Origin of the sequence: Prevotella sp. E15-22 (assembly GCF_023204875.1) — a bacterium.
In the GTDB taxonomy this organism is placed as follows: Bacteria; Bacteroidota; Bacteroidia; order Bacteroidales; family Bacteroidaceae; genus Prevotella.
Genome location: NZ_CP096247.1, coordinates 1,095,952 through 1,114,926, shown reverse-complemented (window position 1 = coordinate 1,114,926; position 18,975 = coordinate 1,095,952). Strand labels below are relative to the sequence as shown.

16 protein-coding genes are annotated in these 18,975 nt (G+C 51.5%); 8 read left to right on the top strand and 8 right to left on the bottom strand.

Translation table 11 applies throughout. The annotated features are described in order from the left end of the window. Positions 1-55: 55 nt before the first annotated feature. Together aroC and M1D30_RS04410 are read left to right on the top strand one after the other, a co-directional pair. Positions 56-1,174: a chorismate synthase gene (gene aroC, locus M1D30_RS04415; protein WP_248506665.1), complete on the top strand. Its 1,119-nt coding sequence runs from the start codon at positions 56-58 to the stop codon at positions 1,172-1,174. 252 nt (positions 1,175-1,426) lie between these two features. After that, entirely contained in the window at positions 1,427-2,326 is a 900-nt protein-coding gene (locus tag M1D30_RS04410) for a YafY family protein (protein ID WP_248506663.1), read from the top strand. A 203-nt stretch (positions 2,327-2,529) separates the two neighbouring features. On the opposite strand, the gene M1D30_RS04405 is transcribed toward M1D30_RS04410, so the two are convergent. The 5 genes from M1D30_RS04405 to holA all read right to left on the bottom strand — a co-directional run bounded on the left by M1D30_RS04405 (position 2,530) and on the right by holA (position 10,322). Next, entirely contained in the window at positions 2,530-5,841 is a 3,312-nt protein-coding gene (locus M1D30_RS04405; protein WP_248506656.1) for an autotransporter-associated beta strand repeat-containing protein, read from the bottom strand. Between the two features lie 117 nt (positions 5,842-5,958). Next, the gene (locus tag M1D30_RS04400; protein WP_248506654.1) at positions 5,959-6,867 is read right to left on the bottom strand and encodes a dihydroorotate dehydrogenase; all 909 of its coding nucleotides are present in this window, start codon (positions 6,865-6,867) and stop codon (positions 5,959-5,961) included. Continuing rightward, entirely contained in the window at positions 6,855-7,670 is an 816-nt protein-coding gene (locus M1D30_RS04395) for a dihydroorotate dehydrogenase electron transfer subunit (RefSeq protein ID WP_248506653.1), read from the bottom strand. The genes M1D30_RS04400 and M1D30_RS04395 overlap by 13 nt, the downstream gene beginning before the upstream one ends. A gap of 279 nt (positions 7,671-7,949) precedes the next feature. Further along, on the bottom strand, positions 7,950-8,459 hold the full coding sequence (locus M1D30_RS04390) for a helix-turn-helix domain-containing protein (protein ID WP_248506651.1): 510 nt from the start codon (positions 8,457-8,459) through the stop codon (positions 7,950-7,952). Positions 8,460-9,293: 834 nt separating this feature from the next. Then, the gene (gene holA, locus M1D30_RS04385; protein ID WP_248506649.1) at positions 9,294-10,322 is read right to left on the bottom strand and encodes a DNA polymerase III subunit delta; all 1,029 of its coding nucleotides are present in this window, start codon (positions 10,320-10,322) and stop codon (positions 9,294-9,296) included. A gap of 181 nt (positions 10,323-10,503) precedes the next feature. Here holA and M1D30_RS04380 point away from each other — a divergent pair, with 181 nt between their 5' ends. Further along, positions 10,504-10,896, top strand: a complete 393-nt coding sequence (locus M1D30_RS04380) for a type I restriction enzyme HsdR N-terminal domain-containing protein (protein ID WP_371874170.1) — start codon at positions 10,504-10,506, stop codon at positions 10,894-10,896. A 91-nt stretch (positions 10,897-10,987) separates the two neighbouring features. On the opposite strand, the gene M1D30_RS04375 is transcribed toward M1D30_RS04380, so the two are convergent. Next, positions 10,988-11,851 carry a zinc ribbon domain-containing protein gene (locus tag M1D30_RS04375; protein WP_248506646.1) on the bottom strand — a complete coding sequence of 288 codons (864 nt, stop codon included), beginning with the start codon at positions 11,849-11,851 and terminating at the stop codon, positions 10,988-10,990. Between the two features lie 3 nt (positions 11,852-11,854). Continuing rightward, positions 11,855-12,634: a Nif3-like dinuclear metal center hexameric protein gene (locus M1D30_RS04370; protein WP_248506644.1), complete on the bottom strand. Its 780-nt coding sequence runs from the start codon at positions 12,632-12,634 to the stop codon at positions 11,855-11,857. A 172-nt stretch (positions 12,635-12,806) separates the two neighbouring features. Here M1D30_RS04370 and M1D30_RS04365 point away from each other — a divergent pair, with 172 nt between their 5' ends. Next, the gene (locus M1D30_RS04365) at positions 12,807-14,159 is read left to right on the top strand and encodes an aldo/keto reductase (protein WP_248506636.1); all 1,353 of its coding nucleotides are present in this window, start codon (positions 12,807-12,809) and stop codon (positions 14,157-14,159) included. A gap of 3 nt (positions 14,160-14,162) precedes the next feature. On the opposite strand, the gene M1D30_RS04360 is transcribed toward M1D30_RS04365, so the two are convergent. Continuing rightward, positions 14,163-14,564 carry a hypothetical protein gene (locus M1D30_RS04360; RefSeq protein ID WP_248506634.1) on the bottom strand — a complete coding sequence of 134 codons (402 nt, stop codon included), beginning with the start codon at positions 14,562-14,564 and terminating at the stop codon, positions 14,163-14,165. 157 nt (positions 14,565-14,721) lie between these two features. On the opposite strand from M1D30_RS04360, the gene M1D30_RS04355 reads away from it, so the two are divergent. The 4 genes from M1D30_RS04355 to M1D30_RS04340 are packed head-to-tail and all read left to right on the top strand — an operon-like array spanning position 14,722 to position 18,959. Next, entirely contained in the window at positions 14,722-16,011 is a 1,290-nt protein-coding gene (locus tag M1D30_RS04355; protein WP_248506632.1) for a histidine-type phosphatase, read from the top strand. 29 nt (positions 16,012-16,040) lie between these two features. Further along, positions 16,041-17,561 (top strand): alkaline phosphatase family protein, encoded by a 1,521-nt coding sequence (locus M1D30_RS04350; protein ID WP_248506630.1) that lies wholly within the window; start codon positions 16,041-16,043, stop codon positions 17,559-17,561. A gap of 43 nt (positions 17,562-17,604) precedes the next feature. Then, the gene (locus M1D30_RS04345; RefSeq protein ID WP_248506628.1) at positions 17,605-18,063 is read left to right on the top strand and encodes a tetratricopeptide repeat protein; all 459 of its coding nucleotides are present in this window, start codon (positions 17,605-17,607) and stop codon (positions 18,061-18,063) included. Positions 18,064-18,071: 8 nt separating this feature from the next. Continuing rightward, a complete protein-coding gene (locus tag M1D30_RS04340) occupies positions 18,072-18,959 on the top strand; it encodes a DMT family transporter (RefSeq protein WP_248506627.1) in 888 nt (295 codons plus the stop codon). The last annotated feature ends 16 nt before the right edge of the window (positions 18,960-18,975 follow it).

The window sequence follows — 18,975 nt, the reverse complement described above, 5'->3', positions numbered from 1 at the left end:
CAGCAAATCGCCATAACAAGACACATATCATTAATCATTATAGGAGTAAGGAGTTGTGAGAAATACGTTCGGACAGCTATTCACACTGACCACCTTTGGCGAAAGTCATGGGGCGGCTATCGGTGGCGTGGTCGACGGCATGCCGGCTGGCATCGAGATTGACATGGAGTTTATTCAGAGTGAACTGAACAGGCGTCGACCTGGACAGAGCCGAGTGACCACTGCACGCAACGAGGCCGACGAGGTGGAACTGCTGAGCGGCGTGTTCGAAGGCAAGACAACGGGATGCCCCATTGGCTTTGTGGTGCGCAACCAGAACCAGCACTCGCAGGACTATGAGAACCTGCGCACGCTGTTTCGACCTTCGCACAGCGATTTTACTTACTATAATAAATATGGTACGCGCGACCACCGTGGTGGCGGCCGTTCGTCGGCTCGCATCACCATCAGCAGGGTGGTTGGCGGCGCACTGGCCAAACTGGCACTGAAGCAACTGGGCATCAGTGTGCAGGCCTACACATCGCAGGTGGGCCACATTGCCCTGGAGCGCGACTACCATCTTTACGACCTGTCGAAAACGGAGACGAACGTGATGCGTTGCCCTGACAGCGAGAAGGCCAAGGAGATGGAGGAACTGGTGATGCAGGTGAAGGCCGAGGGCGACACCATTGGCGGCGTGATTACGTGCGTGGTCAAGGGATGCCCCGTTGGACTGGGTGAGCCTGAGTTTGGCAAACTGCATGCACAACTGGGCAGCGCCATGCTGAGCATCAACGCCGTGAAGGGCTTTGAATATGGCGAGGGCTTCGAGGGGGTCACCCAGCGCGGCTCTGAACAGAACGATGTCTTTGTGAGTTGTCGTGACACGACAACAGAGGCAACAGACGAAGCTGGCGAGGATAGTAAAAAAATTACTACACTGACCAATCATAGTGGTGGCATTCAGGGTGGCATCAGCAACGGACAGGACATCTACTTCCGCGTGGCTTTCAAACCTGTGGCTACCCTACTGCGTGAACAAAATACTGTGGACTTGGAAGGAAATGTTACTACATTTACGGCGAAGGGAAGACACGATCCGTGTGTGCTGCCACGTGCCGTTCCTGTGGTCGAAGCAATGGCAGCAATGACCATTTTGGACAGTTTTTTGGCCCAAAAAACCTGTCTTATATAAAAAATATCCACTGAAAATGCAAAAAATGTGGAAAATCCATTGCTATATGAAATTTTTTATTTAACTTTGCATTCGTAACGGTGAGGGTTTGTGAAAATCTGCGTTACATTAGTTAAGTCTAGTTTAGTTTTTGTGTTGGTTGAAGGGTGCCGATTGGCACCCTTCATTTTTTAAAAAAGGTGTCCGCTCGACAGAGCGGGTGACGATTGGCACCCTTCATTTTTTAGAAAACCCTTCATTCATATAAATATTATGATTCAGACAAACCGCTTTAGGAAGTGCATTTGGATTATCAACGCGCTGAGAACGCACAAGGCACTGACACTCGACGAGATGAACGAGAAATGGATGCGCGACGCTGTGGACTGCGGAAAACCGCTGTCAAGAACGTCGTTCAACCGCAATCGCGACTATATCAGCGACAGTTTTGGCATTATCATTGAGTGCGAGCCCAAGACGTATAAATACTATATCAGTAATAAGGACGCACTGACGGATGGCAGTATTGAGCGCTGGATCATGTCGACCATGGCTGTGCAGGGGGTGCTGACGGACAGTGCATCGATCAAGGATCGTGTGATTTTGGAGAACGTGCCTGCTGGCGAGGAGTTTCTGTCTGTGATTGTGAGTGCCATGCGCACCAACAGGCAACTGCTGATGGGCTATCAGAAGTTTGGAGCCGAGGCCTACGAGAAGATGGTGTGTCCCTATGCCCTGAAGCTGTTTCACCAGCGCTGGTATATGCTGGCAAGGACGGCCGACAATAAGATGCGCATCTATTCGCTGGACCGCATGACGCACCTGGAAACAACTGAGGAGGCGTTTGTGCTGCCAGAAGACTTCAGTCCACAGGCGTATTTTGCTGAGTATTTTGGGGTGCTGACGGATGGCACACCCATGGCGCACGTGGTGGTGCGCGCCCATAAGTGGACGCCCAACTACCTGCGCACGCTGCCACTGCATCACTCGCAGCGTGAGATTGCCTCGACAAGCGACTATGCCGACTTTGCATTCGACATCCGTCCTACGGCTGATTTCATAGCGCAACTGCTGTCGCAGGGCGATGGCATCGAGGTGCTGGAACCCAAGGAACTGAGGGAGAAAATGAAGGGCATTCTGATGGGGAGCAGCGCGAGATATGCGGCTGAATAGTTAAAAGGCGTTAAAAGAAAAGGGGGTGTACCTAGTTTGCGGTACACCCCCTATATTATCTTTGCATCCAGAAATTCAAACAAATAAAAAAACTTAAGATTATGGATGCATTATTCTGGATTTACATCATCGCCATCGTGGCTGGTGCTGCCATGGAGGACTACAAGAAGTTGAAGGCACTTGAAGAGTCGGAGAACAAGAACTCAGCGAAATAGAACCTTGCGCTGGGTGGTGTTGCCCTGAGCATCGGTGGTGCGCATCAGGTAGAGACAACCACTGCGAGGATGCCCCACCCTATGGCCAGACAGCGTGTAATAGACTGTGCTCATGGCACTTGCATGAGAGGCGGTCTGGATGGCGTTGGCATCGTCGGCCACGCGCAGGGTGCCCTTTGAATAGAGCTCGGAGGTGTCCCAACGGAGGCCTTCGCCTGGGGTGGCTGGAATGATCTGCGCAAAGGTGCCTGTGGCTGTGCCAGTGAAGACCTTGAGGGTGCTGCCCACGGTGCGCTCGACAGCAGCCATACGGTCGTTCAACTGGAGGATGGCGCCACTCTGAATCTTCAGGCCACCCTTGAGGGTGAGTCCCTTATCGGTGGCCAGGGTGTCGCCCACCTGGAGGATGGCTCCACTCTGAAGGGTGACTGCGCCTGCGAGGGTGCCTCGACCTGCGAGGATGGCGCCTGAGCGCACGGTGATGGCACCTGTACCCGTGTGATTGCCGTTGATAATGAGTCGACCCTTGCTGACCACGGTGGTGCCGCCATAGCTGTTGCTGCCCGTGAGTCGCCAGTCGCCTGAACCTTGTTTCTCGATGGAGGTGGTGCCTGGGTGCGAGTTGGCCTGGTCGTTGTTATTGATGATGCCTCGGAAGGTCTCATCGGTATTAGCGCCTCCCACAACCCACTTGCCTGTGCCTGCCTTCTTCACGTCGAAGCCTGCCAGCACGGTACTGCCATCGCCTGAGAGGCCACCAAGATAATAGGTGACGTTGGTCTTGGCGCCATGCACGGCTGCATTGCCCTTGAGGGTGAGCACACCATTCTTGATGCCTGCGCCATTGCGGATGGCAAACTGACTGGAGCCGGCATTGCCTGTGCCCTTGACAATGAGTCGGCCTGTGAAGCTGTCCCAGTTGCCTTCGATATACTCGCGCACGTAGTGCACATTCCACGTGAGCGTGCCCTGACCTGAGACACGACACTTGTTGGTGTTCCAGAGGTCGAAGTCGACAGTGCCGTTGGCGCCCTCTGGCACCTCGATGGGGAAATTATAGGTGATATTGCCCTCGTTCTTGCCCACAGTAGTAAAGAGGCCGCCCTGAACAACGAGCTTCGAGGCTGTGCCAAGGCCTGCCTCGGAAATCTCGCGATTGTTGAGTTTGAGGGTGCCGCCACGCATCACGAGGTTGCCATTATACTTGAAGAAGTTGGGGGTGTTGACGCCCACCGTGCCCTGACCGTCGATGATCAGATTGCCTGTGCCCTCGATGCTGCCGTTCATGGTGACCACACTGCTCTTGGTGGCCACGGCAAAGGTGGTGTTGTCGTAGAGACGGGCCGAGCGGTTGGTGGTTGTGGTGGCGCCTGTATAGCGATAGGTGCCGCCATCCATCACCCAGTTTTGGGCAAACTCCTGACTCATGCCAAGGCCGCTGGGCTGCTCGCCGTTCTTGAGCACAGAGAACTCGTAGGTGCCGCGATGGAGCACGGTGGGTCCCTCGTAGTGCTGGGCCGTGAGGACGCTGAGGGTGCCTTCGCCACCTTTGTTCATCGAGGCAGGACCACTGATATAGCCTTCGCCATCGAGGGTGACGTGGGCATCGGAACGCACCACAACGGCTGTCTTCTGGGTGGGGGCGCTAAGGGTGATCACCTCGTCGGACGTGGGATTGATGAGCCATTCGCCCTCGCCCTGGCCTGTGAAGGTGTCGATATCGATGAGGTCGGTCTGCTCTGGACGGGTCTTCACGGTGAGTGCTGGGGTATAGGCTGACTTCTGGTCGCCCTGATAGGCGCAGACGCGCACCTGATAGGTGGAGGCGGCTGTGAGGGGGAAATCAGCTGTGGTGACGAGGAACTGCGAGGCTGTGGTGCGCCCTACCTCGACAAACTGGCCATTCTGCTGGATCTCGACGATAAAGCCGTCTTCATCGTCTGTGAAGTCGCTCCAGGCAAGGGAGAGACTGTTGGGGGTGGATGCCTCGAGATTCAAGAGCAAGGGGGCGCGCAGGAAGAACTCACGATTGGCCTTGGTGATGCTGTTGATGTAGTTTTCGATGTTGGCATAGCCATTGTCGGCCATCACCATGGCGTCGTTGGCACTCTTGTTGGTGCCGTTGGCCTCTTCCCACCAGTCGGGCATGCCGTCGTTATCGGTGTCCGTGGGTTTCTGACCCTGGAACCACGACCACTGGGTGGGCACGCCGATGGGCAGTTCGTTCTCGTTGGTGATGAGTTTTCCTTTCTGGCCAAACGAGCGTACTTCGTCAATCATATAGCAATCGGCCAGGTCGCGATAAGGCAGCGAGGCGCCCACATCGGGCAGGAGTTTCTCTGCGAGGTCGCGCGCTGACCATTTCTCCAAAGCTGGATAGGCGTAGGGGGTTGACTGGCGATCGCCTCCACCGTTGGCTGTAAACTCAGTGGGATTGAGTTGGCCGTCGCGATTGGCGTCCTGCCAGTTGTCAGTGCCATAGAAATGAAACTTGGCATTGCCACCGTCCAGGCAGTTGCCACCTCCGTCAGGACCGTTGACAAAGAGGTTCGACTCGATATTGGCAAACGACTCGCCCTCGCTGTCGCCTCCCATGTTATAGGCGTAGTTCTTCCAGTTGTAAACGAGGTTGTTGACATATTGGTTGATGCCTTTCACCTTGAAATTACGTGTGGAGTTGTCGACCAGCAGGATGCGATAGAGCGTGATGTTGTCGCCCTGCATCAGTCCACCAGCCGAATGGGTCATCAGGCCCTGCCCCACGATACTGTTCATCAGGGTGATATTCTTGGGTGCCGTGCCTTTATTGTCCCAGTTGACGGAAAAATTCTCGTCCTGGCCCCACGAAAAGGAGCAGTGGTCGAAGATCATGTTCTGGCCATTGGCAATGCCGCCAGCGTCCTTGTCCTTGGTGCCCACAGCGCCCATACGGAAGCGCATATAGCGCACGATAATATTATCGGCGCCTGAGAAACTTACGCCATCGCCATAGACGGTGACGCCCTCGCCTGGGGCTGTCTGACCAGCCACGTAGAGGTTCTTGGCAAACGTGATGCGCGAGTTGATGCGGATGACGCCTGAGACGTCGAAAACAACAATGCGATTGGGCTGACTCACAGCATCGCGCAGGGAGCCTGTGCCTTTGTCGTTGAGATTCGTAACGTGATAAACGGTGCCTGTGCGACCGCCTGTAGCGTATCTGCCCCAGCCTTGAGCGCCTGGAAAGGCAAGCTGTTGAGCAGTGGCCGTCAGGCACATAGCCGACAGAGCAAGCCCCACAAAGAATTTGTTAGAGTTCATATTTCTATTGTCTTTTTTGTTTTTAGTCGTTATTTCATGGCAAAACTACGGTATTATCTGCATATACCGCTTTTAATATTGATAAAACACCTATAATTATTGGAAAAAAAATAGGAGCTACTGAATAGCTCCTATAATATCGTTGACATCGGCCACGCCATGACTGTCGAGCCACTCGTTGATGCCATCGCGCACCTTGATGGTGACGGATGGGTCGAGGAAGTTGGCTGTGCCTATCTCAATGGCCGTGGCACCACACATCAGAAACTCGATGGCGTCCTTGGCCGTGCTGATGCCTCCCAGACCTATAACGGGGATTTTTACTGCCTTGGCCACCTGATGGACCATGCGCAGGGCAACGGGTTTTACACAAGGGCCACTCAGTCCGCCAGTGCCAATAGACAGGGTCTTCTTGCGCTTCTCAATATCGACGGCCATGCCCATCAGGGTGTTGATCAGACTCACGCTGTCGGCTCCCTCGGCCTCGACGGCACGGGCAATCTCTGTGATATCGGTGACGTTGGGCGAGAGCTTCACGATGAGGGTCTTGTGATAGGCCTGACGTACGGCTTTCACCACGCTGGAAGCTCCTGCACAGGTGACGCCAAAGGCCATGCCACCATCTTTCACGTTGGGGCACGAGATGTTCAACTCGATGGCCTGGATATGGTCCAAAGCGTCGACACGGGCTGCACACTCGGCGTAATCTTCTGGTGAAGAGCCACTTACGTTGACGATATAATTACCGCCAGTGGGCAACAGCTGGGGATAGATGTGCTCGCAGAAATAGTCGACACCCTTATTCTGGAGTCCCACACAGTTGAGCATGCCCTGAGGGGTCTCGGCCATGCGTGGATAGTCGTTGCCCTCGCGAGGCTTCAACGTGGTGCCCTTCACAATGATGCCACCAATCTCGCTGAGATCTACAAAGTCCTGAAACTCAAGACCATAGCCAAATGTCCCAGAGGCGGTCATCACAGGATTCTTCAGCTGGAGTGCGCCTATATTTACTTCTAATTTTGCCATAACAATCGATTGATATTAAATACGGGTCCTTCCTTGCATACACACACATTCGTTGCCACAGAGGCGTCTGCATCGGCCTTCACCTTCTCAACGCAGCAGAGACAGGCGCCCAGGCCACAGGCCATCAGATTTTCGAGCGACACCTCGCAGCAAATGTGCTTCTCGTGGGCATAGCGCGCCACAGCCTTCATCATAGGCGTGGGACCACACACCTGGATCATGTCGAACGTCTCTTGCTGAAGCACGCTGTGATTGGTGACGAAGCCTTTCTCGCCCATGGTACCGTCTTCAGTGGTGACCAGCACACGACCGTATTTCTGGAACTCGCTAAGCATCAGCAGATCCTTGGCAGAACGGGCGCCCAGGAGGAACGTAGGCTCGACGCCCTGGTCCTTGAGTACCTTGCCCAGATAGAGCAATGGGGCCACGCCAACGCCTCCGCCAGTGAGCAAAACCTTTTGCCATGACTTGCCAACGGCAGGGGCAGTAGCAGGCAGCGAAAAGCCATTGCCCAGGGGCAGCACGCAGTTCAGCGTATCGCCAGCCTGAAGCTCGGCCATGCGACGCGTACCATCGCCCACGCAGGCCACAAGCAGCCACAGCTCGTTGTTCTGGTAATCTACGAAATGAATGGAAATGGGGCGGCGCAGGAAGGTTGATGAAGAGCCATCAACACGCACCTCTACAAACTGACCAGGGTTCATGGGGGGCAGCGCAGCCGACTGAGTCAACTTGATCAGTACGTAACGCTCGTGTACTCGCTCCACAGACCTCACAGTCAAGTCTAGGATATGTTTTTTCATTACACCTTATTATATATGATTATAATTGGGTGCAAAGTTACGAAAAAGTCGAGAGCAAAACAAAGAAATTAATTTCTTTTTTTGCCGAGACGCAGTAACTTGGGCGAAGCCAAAGTTACGAAAAAGTCGAGAGCAAAACAAAGAAATTAATTTCTTTTTTTGCCGAGACGCAGTAACTTGGGCGAAGCCAGAGTTACGAAAAAAAGAAGAAAAGCCAAAAACAAATTTGGCCTTTCCTCGCAGCGATTCTATAAATTGATAGTAAAGTAAAGGGGTATTCTATTTCTTTGCTGGCACAAAGCTCTCCCAGGTCTGATCGTCATAATACACACGAATTTCAGTGACGCGACGGGCAGGTTTGTCAACTATTCTTACCTCTTCTCGAACAATTTCGGGTCGTGTATTTCTTACACTATTATTGTAAGAGGGTGCTGAATGCACATTTTGCGACTTAAAAAGAGGATTTTGAGGGGTAGGAGACGAAGGCATGTCAAAATCGAGGGTCGATTCTTCTACCGATTGAGGGGTGAAAAGGCCATTATTATCCTCATCAGAGGCATCCTTCTGGGGGGTAGAGGATGACTGGAACATATCACCTATGCCAAACATCAACCATTCGAGGCTAATGTCAGGGAATTTCTTTTTGATGTTTTCTATGATGTTAATGGTGGGGCGAGTGCGATCGTTAAAGATGCCACTAAGGGTGGCTGGTGTCGTACCAATGTAAGTTGCGAACACTTGTTGGGTCATGTGTTGCGCCTCCATAATCTGTCTGATTCTGTCCTTCATCTGCTAATCAAGTGGTTTTTGGCCCCTAGGGGAGCGTTTTACATTCAGTTTACAAAGGTAAACCAAAAAATTGAACCATGCAAATTTTTAAAGAGAAATTTATGATATTAAACTTTAAATTTTCTATTTTAAATTTGTGAAATTAAAACGATAAAGGTGAGTTTTCAAGGTTTACATTCATATATTTTAATATTAAGAATTTAATACTGTTAAACAGGAATATAAGAAATAATGCGTATTTGATTGGTCTTCAATGTTTTATAGGTATAAATAGGGAGATTTTTAGGGGATATATTCATATTTTTAAAGGCGTTTAAAGGTCTGAACACGCTATAAACCAACGGATTCGTTAAAAAGGCCATATTCAGGTAATAGAAGGATAAAAAGGTGTTTTACTTGTATATATGCATGCTAACTATTTGATTTTTAATAATATAAATATTTAAAAATGTAGTTTTATATTTATGCATTCAATGTTTTAAATCAACAAATTAAACTTTTAATATTTTAAACTTTAAAACATCAAATTCAATGAGTTTACGTTTTAAAACATAAATACCACTTGTTTTCCATTAGCATTTTAAAACTTTAAACTTTCAAACTTCAAATTCATAAATCATAATAAACGTTAACACTAAATTTGAAGCGGGCGAAAAATGGCTATTTTGCCATAGCTTAAAAATTCTGAGCGAGCGGTCGAGAAGCTCGAAATTTTTAAAATATGAGGGTAGTTATTTTGAGCTAACTGCCTATAAATACAGGCACTTAGGCCTAAAAAAAGGTACTCTGGCGAGTACCCATTCTAGATAAAAAAAGGACTAAAAAACAGCCCTTTTAGTGCAATATGTAAAATATAAGTTCCTTCATGAGCTCTTCTGGAGGGGTATTTGGGTTATCCAAACCCTTACTTTTGGCATCAATTTCGCGTAGTTTGGAAATTATCTGCATCGATTTCATCGCAGAGAAATTTCTCATGCCAGTCATGTAGTCCTTCGCTGCCCATGGAGATCGCAATTCTAACCAGTCAGCAACAGCCTCCTGACTGCCTCTATTGGGAGAATACCAGGCAATTAATAAATTCTGGAAGTAATTAAAGAGCATTGGGAGAAATGAGTAGAGACTACCAGCCTTTGGATTCTTGTCAAAATAGTTGATTATCTGGTTTGCTTTGAACACATTTCTGTTGACGATGGCATCGCGAAGCTCAAAACCATTAAAATCCTTGCTCACCCCTATTTGGTCTTCCACCACCTGGGGTGTGATGCGTTTGTTGTTTTCCGGCAGACTGATGAGCACCTTATCGAGTTCGCTTGTCAGTCGACTCAGATCTGCGCCAATGGCATCGGCAATGAGTTGCGTGGATTTTGGATCAATGGATGCGTCCTTCTGCTTAGCATAATTCTCAATGAAAACAGGCAGGTCGCGCTCGCGCAATTTCTGACTCTCAAACAGGATGCCAGCTTGCTGAACAGCCTTCACATAGTCGCGTTTACGCCCGTCAATCTTACCGTTTTTGTGGCAAATCACGAGCACAGTGCTTGGCAGCGGCTGTTTCATATACTTCTCCAGCGCATCTGTATTCTTCAAATTCTGCGCCTCTTTCACGATCACCACCTGCCTTTCGGCCATCATGGGATAGCGACGGGCAGCATCGGCCACTTGCGAAGCAGTTACGTCACTTCCAAAGAAGATTGTTTGATTGAAGTCGCGCTCCTCAGGCTGTAGTGCATGCTCAGCAATATAATCGCAAATCTTATCGATATAGTACGACTCGTCGCCCATCAGATAATACACAGGGCGATACTGACCGCTCTGCAACTCCTTCATAATGGAGCTATAAGTCACATTTTTGGTTTCTGCCATTGTTGATTGAAAGAGAATTAGTAACTTTAAACTCTGTTTTTAGGTACTTTCGCTCGGAAAATGCAAATAGAATTTGCATTTTAACTCGCTTATTCGTACCTTTGCATCTGCAAAGGTACATAAAAAAATGGAAATAAACCTCCCTACATTTCATATAAAATTGCGTGAGCAAGCAGGAAAGATGAAGATTTTCGATTTCCTGCGATGTAAATACGTGGCACTGACGCCAGAGGAATGGGTACGCCAGCACTTCGTACATTTCCTTGCAGAGCACAAGGGCTATCCCAAGGGACTACTGGCCAACGAGGTGGAATTGCGCGTAGGCGAGAAGAAATTGCGCTGCGACACCATATTATATAATAATGCCTTGCAGCCACAGATGATTATTGAATACAAGGCGCCACAGGTTGAGATCACCCAGCAGGTGTTCAATCAGATAACGGTGTATAACCACCTGCTGCACGTGGATTATCTGGTGATCTCGAATGGCCTTCAGCATTACTGCTGCAAAATGGACTATGAGCAGCAATCCTACACGTTTCTGCAGGATATTCCTGATTACAACGCCCTATAAAACAAAAAAAGGTGAGAGACAATGCGTCTCTCACCTTTATTGTTTTCATACCGTCTGACGTTGTTATCTGACAGACAGCATCAGCGTGCTATTAAATCATGTCGTTAGCGTCGGTAGCGCGCTTCGAGTTTGAAGTCTTGCGAACGCTGGCACCAGCAGCACGACGACGTGTGGTCTTCTTCTCCTCAGTAGCAGGCTTCTCAGTCTTCACACCAGCCAACTCAGGATCGATGAGGATACGACCGCAGTACTCGCAAACGATGACCTTCTTGTGCATCTTAATGTCCAACTGACGCTGAGGTGGAATCTTATTGAAGCAACCACCACAGGCATCACGCTGCACGTATACGATACCCAGACCATTGCGAGCGTTCTTGCGAATACGCTTGAACGAGGTGAGCAAACGGGGCTCAATCTTAGCCTCTAACTCCTGAGCCTTCTCCTTGAGCTTATCCTCCTCAGCACGAGTCTCCTCCATGATCTCGTCCAACTCATTGCGCTTCAAGTCCAGGTCACCCTGCTTGTCGTTCATCACGCTCTGGTTGGCCTGCAGTTCCTCCTGCTTCTCGGCAATGCGGCGCTGTGCCTCGTTAATCTTCTTATTGCAGAGCTCGATCTCCAGGCTCTGGAACTCGATCTCCTTAGACAGTGTGTCGTATTCGCGGTTGTTACGAACCTCGTTCAACTGCTGCTTGTAGCGATCCACACTGTTCTGAGCCTCGATAATCTCTGCCTTCTTCTGAGAGATGGCACGCTCGAAATCATTCACCTCGGCCTGAATGCGCTCAACACGCGTGTTCAGACCCTCAATCTCAGCCTCCAGGTCTTCTACCTCCAGGGGAAGTTCACCACGCAAGGCTTTCTTCTCGTCGATGGCCGAGAGGGCCGTCTGCAACTGGAAGAGCGTCTTCAGTTTCTCTTCAACTGACAAATCTGTAGGATCTTTCTTTGCCATAATTTAATAATATTTAATTGGATTCGTATTTGTCTCAGTAATCTGGCACGCCACACCAGGGCATGCCTTTTCGATGATCTCGCGGAAAATCTCAGAGGTAAACTGCTCACTCTCGTAGTGACCAATCACGCAGATTTGAATCTCCTGCTCGTGACCGAAATAGGAGTGATAGTGCATCTCGCCTGTGATAAAGGCATCGGCACCACTTGCAATGGCCTCGTCGAGCATAAAATCAGCTGCGCCGCCACATATAGCCACCTTTTTGATGGGACGCTGAAGCAGTTCGTTGCAATGAGCGCACTCCACAGAGAAGCAACGCTTCACATGCGCCACAAACTGACGTGCGTCGAGGGCCTCAGGCAGTTCTGCCACAACCATGGGCACTTTCTCCAGCGAGTCATTTTCACAAGCGCCGTTGAGCACCATGGCGCCCAGTTTATCGGCCATCTTAAAGTTCACCCCACCCTTGGCATTATCCAGGTTGGTGTGCATCGAGATGACACAGACGTCGTGCTTAATGGCCTTACGCACAGTGCGTTGCACATCATTGGCATCGCTCACCTGCTTCAGTCCGCGAAACAGGAGGGGGTGATGACTCACCACCAGGTTGCAGCCTTTTGCCACAGCCTCGTCGATTACCTGTTCAGTAACGTCCAGACACAATAATGCCCCTGAAACCTCCGCCTCTGTTAATCCAATCTGCAGGCCAGCATTGTCCCAACTTTCCTGCAGCGGCAGGGGCGCGAATCGTTCAAGGGCGCTCAGCACTTGTTTTATTTTCACGCTTCTAATCGCTTTTAAGACCGCAAAGTTACGACTTTTCTCTGAGAAAAACAAATAAAATGCGAAAATAATGAAATTATTTGTTTATTCCATGACATATTTGTATCTTTGCATCGCACAACTTGAAACAAACAAATACTTTAATTGTAATAACAACAAAAACTAAAAACTGATGAACAAGAAAGAACAAATGGACATGAACCGTCGATTGTTCCTCAAGCGACTGGGCCTAGGCGCTGGCTCGGCCATGGCACTGATGGCCATGGAGCCCCTGAACGTGCTGGCTAAGGAAAAAAGCGAGAAACCTGTTGAGAATCGCATGACCTATCGCGTGCAGCATGGCTCTGGCGAACAGATCTCGCTGCTGGGCTTTGGCATGATGCGTCTGCCCAACAATCAGGACGAGGTGAACCAGTTGGTCGACTATGCCATTGAGCATGGTGTGAACTACTTCGACACGGCCCCTATGTACATGGGCGGACAGTCGGAAGTGCTCACTGGCAACGCCCTAGCGCGCCATCCTCGCGAAAAATTCTTCGTGGCCACAAAGATGTCGAACCAGAACCGTCGCACATGGACGTTCGACGAGTCGAAACGCATGTACGAGACCTCGATGGAGCGCCTCAAGGTGGACCATATCGACTACTACCTGCTGCACGCCATTGGCGGCGGCATGGACACACTGAAAGGGCGCTTCCTGGACAACGGTATCCTGGACTTTCTCCTGAAGGAGCGCGAAGCAGGACGCATCAAGCACCTGGGCTTCTCGTATCATGGCGATGTGCGCGACTTTGACTGGCTGTTGGACCGTCAGGAGGAGTATCACTGGGACTTCGTTCAGATTCAGATGAACTTCCTCGACTGGCGCCATGCCTCTATGCGTGGCGGACGACGCAGCGATGCCGACGCAGAATACCTGTATGATAAATGTAAGAAGACGGGCGTTCAGTGCGTGGTGATGGAACCTCTGCGTGGCGGCTCGTTTGGTCGCATGGCACCTGAACTCACAGACCAACTCAAGGCCGTTCATCCTGACGACAGCACGGCTCGCTGGGCCTTCCGCTGGGTAGGCAGTCACACGAACATTCTCACCACGCTGAGTGGCATGAACCGCATGGACCACCTGGAGGACAACGTGAAGACATTCTCGCCCCTGGACCCCTGCACAGAGCAGGAGAACGCCCTATTGGCCAAGATTGCCGACCAGATGTCGGGCATCCCCACCATCCCTTGCACGGCCTGCGAATATTGCATGCCTTGTCCGTTTGGTGTGGATATCCCAGGCAACTTCGCGGCCTATAACGAGGCCGTGAACAGTCATCTGCTGCCCCTACCTGAGGCCTCGGCAGCCGACTATGCTACACGTCAGCAGGCCTTCATCGATGGCTATAAGAAGGCACTGCCCGACGAGAAGAAATGGGCATCAAAATGTCAGGACTGCGAGGTCTGCCTGGCCAAGTGTCCTCAGCAGATTCGCATTCCCAATCAGATGTCACGCATCGTTGAGACGCTTAGAAAAAGATAACTGTTAGTCTTTTCCGAACAACCCCTTAAAGAAGCCGCCGACAGCACTACCTACCCTGCCGGTGGCTTTTGCTATGCTGTCGCCTGTGGCCTCCAGACCCTCACCCAATCGGTCACCACGATATTGCAGCAGTTTCTTGGTGAAACGGCCCTTCAGCGTGTTATACTCCTCCACCTGCTTACTCGTCAGCAGGGGTTTCACCTTGCGATACTGCTTCATCAGCGAGTCCTGGCGGGCAATGAGCGAATCGGCCATGGGCTTGGTCAGCACACGCTGCTTCTCAACACAGGCTGCAAACTGGCGATAGGCTGTCATAAACTGCAGGGTATCGTTCTTCACTGTTTTCTGGGCGCTAGCACTTGTCAACGCCATCACTGCTATGATCGTTAAAAATATCTTTTTCATACTGAATTCTTATTCTTTTTACCTTATTACTATACTACTTTCCCACCCTTCGAAAGGTGGTTTGTGGCTGCAAATATACGCATTATTTTTATAATCCCTTTGGCCGTTGACATTTTTTTAGTAATTTTGCAAACCTGAAACCTAACAAAAACAAAAAATGAAGAAAATACTAACTCTGCTCCTCTTGGGAGTCACTTTTTCTGCTTCGGCACAGACAGCACGCGATGACATTAAAGCCAACCCATTCTTGGCAGGTTCCAACTATGTGGACTACGATCGCCAGTTGCCCGACTTTGCCTACACCAAGGCCCCTAAGGGCTATGTACCCTTCTATTTCACCCACTATGGCCGACATGGCTCACGCTGGCTCATTGGCAAGGACGACTACAACCGTGTGATTCGCCCCTTGCAGAAGGGCCGCAACCAAGGCAAACTGACTGCTGAGGGCGAGCGCATCCTGCGACTGCTGGAGGAGTTTAACAAGACCACTGACAAGCGCCTAGGCGACCTCACCACCGTTGGCGAGCGCCAGCACCACGGCATTGGCCGACGCATTGCCCAGCACTTCCCTGAGATATTCCTCACCAAGAACGTGGCCATCGATGCACGCAGCACGGTGGTCAACCGTTGTATCCTGTCCATGGTGGCCGAATGCGAGGAGCTGATGGCTGCCAACCCCACGGCTCGTATCCACAACGATGTGAGCGAGGCACTGCAGTACTATCTGAACAAAGACTGGGAGGGCAAGGTCAAGGAGAGCAGTCGCCATGAGGACCGTCGTCGTATCAGCGAGTTCAATAATCGCAACACCCACCCTGAACGCCTGATGAAGGTGCTGTTCAACGACCAGCAGTGGGCGGCCGACAGCATTCATCGTCACACCCTGATGCGCCAGCTCTTCGAGATGGTCATCAACATGCAGAGTCACGACAACGCGCCCATCGACCTCATCAACATCTTTACGCCTGAGGAGCGCTACGACCAGTGGCGCATCAACAACGTGGGATGGTATGTGCGTTATGCCAACTCGCCCATGACCGACAACAACATGCCTTTCAGTCAGTATAACCTCCTGACGAACATCATCCAGACGGCCGACACCTGCGTAGCCCTGGGCAAGCCTCAGGCCACCATGCGCTTTGGCCACGAGGTGTGCGTGATGCCCCTGGCCTGCCTCATGGAGTTGGGCGACTGTAACGCCAGCATTGAAAACATCGACGAGCTCGACCTTCACTGGCAGAACTACAAGATCTTCCCCATGGGCTGCAACATCCAACTCATCTTCTACAAGCCCAAGAAGGGCACGGGCGACATCCTGGTGAAGGCGCTGCTCAACGAGCGCGAGATGACATTGCCCGTTCAGTCCACAGCCACTCCTTATTATTATAAGTGGACCGATGTACGCCAGTATTGGACCAACAAGCTCAATCAGTTTAACGCAAAATAATCAAACAGGAAAGAAGCATTTTTATAAATATGAAAAGGTTTTATTTGCTCATATGCTTTTTGCTCACGGCCAGTATCACGGCCTTGGCTCAGACGTTCACCAGTAAGCCGAAACTGGTGGTGGGCGTAGTTGTCGACCAGATGCGCTGGGACTATCTCTCACGCTATTACGACCAGATGCCCTATGGCGGACTCAAACGCCTTATCAACGATGGCTATTCGATAAACAACTGCCTCATCAACTATGTGCCCACCATCACGGCCATTGGCCATTCGTCCATCTATACTGGCACCACCCCAGCCTATCACGGCATCTGTGGCAACTCCTTCTATGTGGATGGCGAACCTGTGGGCTGCGTGGCCGATGATAACTACCAGACCGTGGGTTCCGACACCAAGAGGGGACAGTCGTCACCCCATCTGCTGCTGGCTTCGACCATTGGCGACCAGTTGCGCCTGCACACTGATTTCCGCTCGAAGGTGATTGGTGTCAGTTATAAAGACCGTGCAGCCATTCTGCCTGCTGGTCGCAGTGCCAATGCGGCCTATTGGATGGACAACACTGCTGGCTGCTTCGTCACCAGCACCTACTACATGAACGAGTTGCCAGACTATGCCAAGGACGTTAACGCCCAGATGGCCAAGAACAAGGAGGTGAAGGCCTTGGGCAAGGACATCAACCTGAGTCCTGTTTGCGGCCATCTCATCACCGATATGGCCATCGCAGCCATCAAGGGCGAGAATCTGGGGCGCAACGGCACCACCGATATGCTCTGCGTGAGCTATTCGCAGACCGATGCCATTGGACATAAGTGGGCCACGCGTGGCCAGCATACCGACGAGGCCTACATGGGACTCGACCAGGACATCAAGCGCCTGCTCTCGGTCCTCGATGCGCAGGTGGGCCACGAAAACTATCTGCTGTTCCTCACAGCCGACCATGGTGGCGCCCACAACTGGCAGTTCATGCAGGACCACAAGCTCAATGGCGGCAAGTGGCTCTATCAGGACCATCAGAAGCAGGCCGAGGCCTATATCGCCAAGAAACTGCATGCCACGAAGAACGTCATCAAGGACATCACCGTGTATCGCATCTACCTGGACCACCAGTCTATTGCCGAGCAGCATCTCAGCGTCTCTGACGTAAAGCAGTGCCTCACTGAGTACTTCCGAACAGCACCCAATGTGGTGCAGGTGGTCGACTACGAGAAACTGCGCACCAGCAGTCTGCCTGAGCGTCAGATGAACATGGCTCTCATGGGCTATCATCCTCGTCGTTCTGGCGACATGCTCATCATCGTCGAGCCTGGCTATTATGAGTATGGTGACTGGTCATCACCCGTTGGCACCACCCACGGCACCTGGAATCCCTACGATGCCCACATCCCCCTACTCTTCTACGGCTGGCACATCAAGCACGGCGAGAGCAGTCGTGAGGTGCATATCAACGACATCGCCCCCACCATCTGCCAGATGCTCCACATCCAGCAGCCTAACGCCTGCTCGGGCGAGGCTATCCTAGAGGTAATGAACAGCGCTGCGGCGCATTAAAAGTACGCTGCGACATTGTCGCAGCCACAAAAAAATAATAATTATGAAAAAAATCTTTTTAGCCCTCATGCTCATGCTGAGCCTCAGCGCCAGCGCCCAAAGTGCCGATAAACTCTACGACGAGGGCAAACAGTTGTTTGATGCCGAGCAATACGACAAGGCCGTGCCCAAACTCCAGGCGGCAGCCGACAAGGGTCACAAGAAGGCTCTCTATCGCCTGGGGCGCTGCTACGACAAGGGCTATGGCGTCAAGGAGAACGACAAGAAGGCCTTCGAACTCTATCAGAAGGCGGCGCGCCAGGACTATGCCAAGGCCATGTATCAACTGGGCAAGTGCTACCTCAAGGGCAAAGGCGTTACTGCCAATGCCGACGAGGCCAGGAAATGGATCAAGCGTGCTGTGAACGACCCCAAGAACGGTCCTGACATCCTCAAGGACCTGCGCAAGGCCAAGGCCGACGGCGAGGAGGCTGCCAAGATTCTCACGCTGATTGGCAAGTAAATGAATCAATGAATAAATTAGTATATCACCTCGTAGCTTTCTGGGTGGTGGCCGTATGGGGCACCACCTTTATTTTCACCAAACTGCTACTCATGGCAGGACTCACAGCGGCACATATCTTTGTGCTACGCTTCATCATTGCCTACGTGCTGCTGCTCATCTATTTCCTGCCCAAGAAGACGTTCCGATGGTTTGCCTCGTCGTGGAAAGACGAGCTGACCATGATGGGACTGGGCATCACTGGCGGCTCCATGTATTTTCTCACAGAGAACAGTGCGATGAACTACACCACAACCACCAACACGGCCCTCATCGTCTGTCTCAGTCCACTGTTTGCCACGGCTCTCATCTCCGTGTTCTATCGCTCACAGCGACTGCATGGCATCCAGATAGTGGGCACGCTGATGGCAGCGCTGGGCGTGAGCGTGGTGGTACTCAATGGCCATTTCGTGCTCCATCTCTCACCCCTGGGCGACACCCTGGCCTTCTGTGCCTGCCTCTGCTGGGCCTTCTATTCACTACTGATGATTCCAGCCAGCCAGCGCTATCGCACAAGCTTCATCACGCGCAAGGTGTTCTTCTATGGCCTGCTGTCCATGATCCCCTATTTCATCCTCTTCCCAGACTTTCCCTCGCCCAGTCTGGTGTTCCGTCCCGATGTGCTGGCCAACCTGCTGTTTCTGGGTTGCGTGGCCTCCATGCTGTGTTTCCTGGCGTGGAACTGGGCCATCAAGAAGATTGGAGCCGTGGCAGCCACCAACTACGTGTATTTCAACCCCGTCACCACCGTACTCTTTGCCTGGCTCATCCTGTCGGAGCGTATCACCCTCTACTTCACCATCGGCACCATTCTCATCCTCACAGGCATGTTTCTGAGTAACAAGGTGAAGAAGTAAGACGGAAAATCCATAT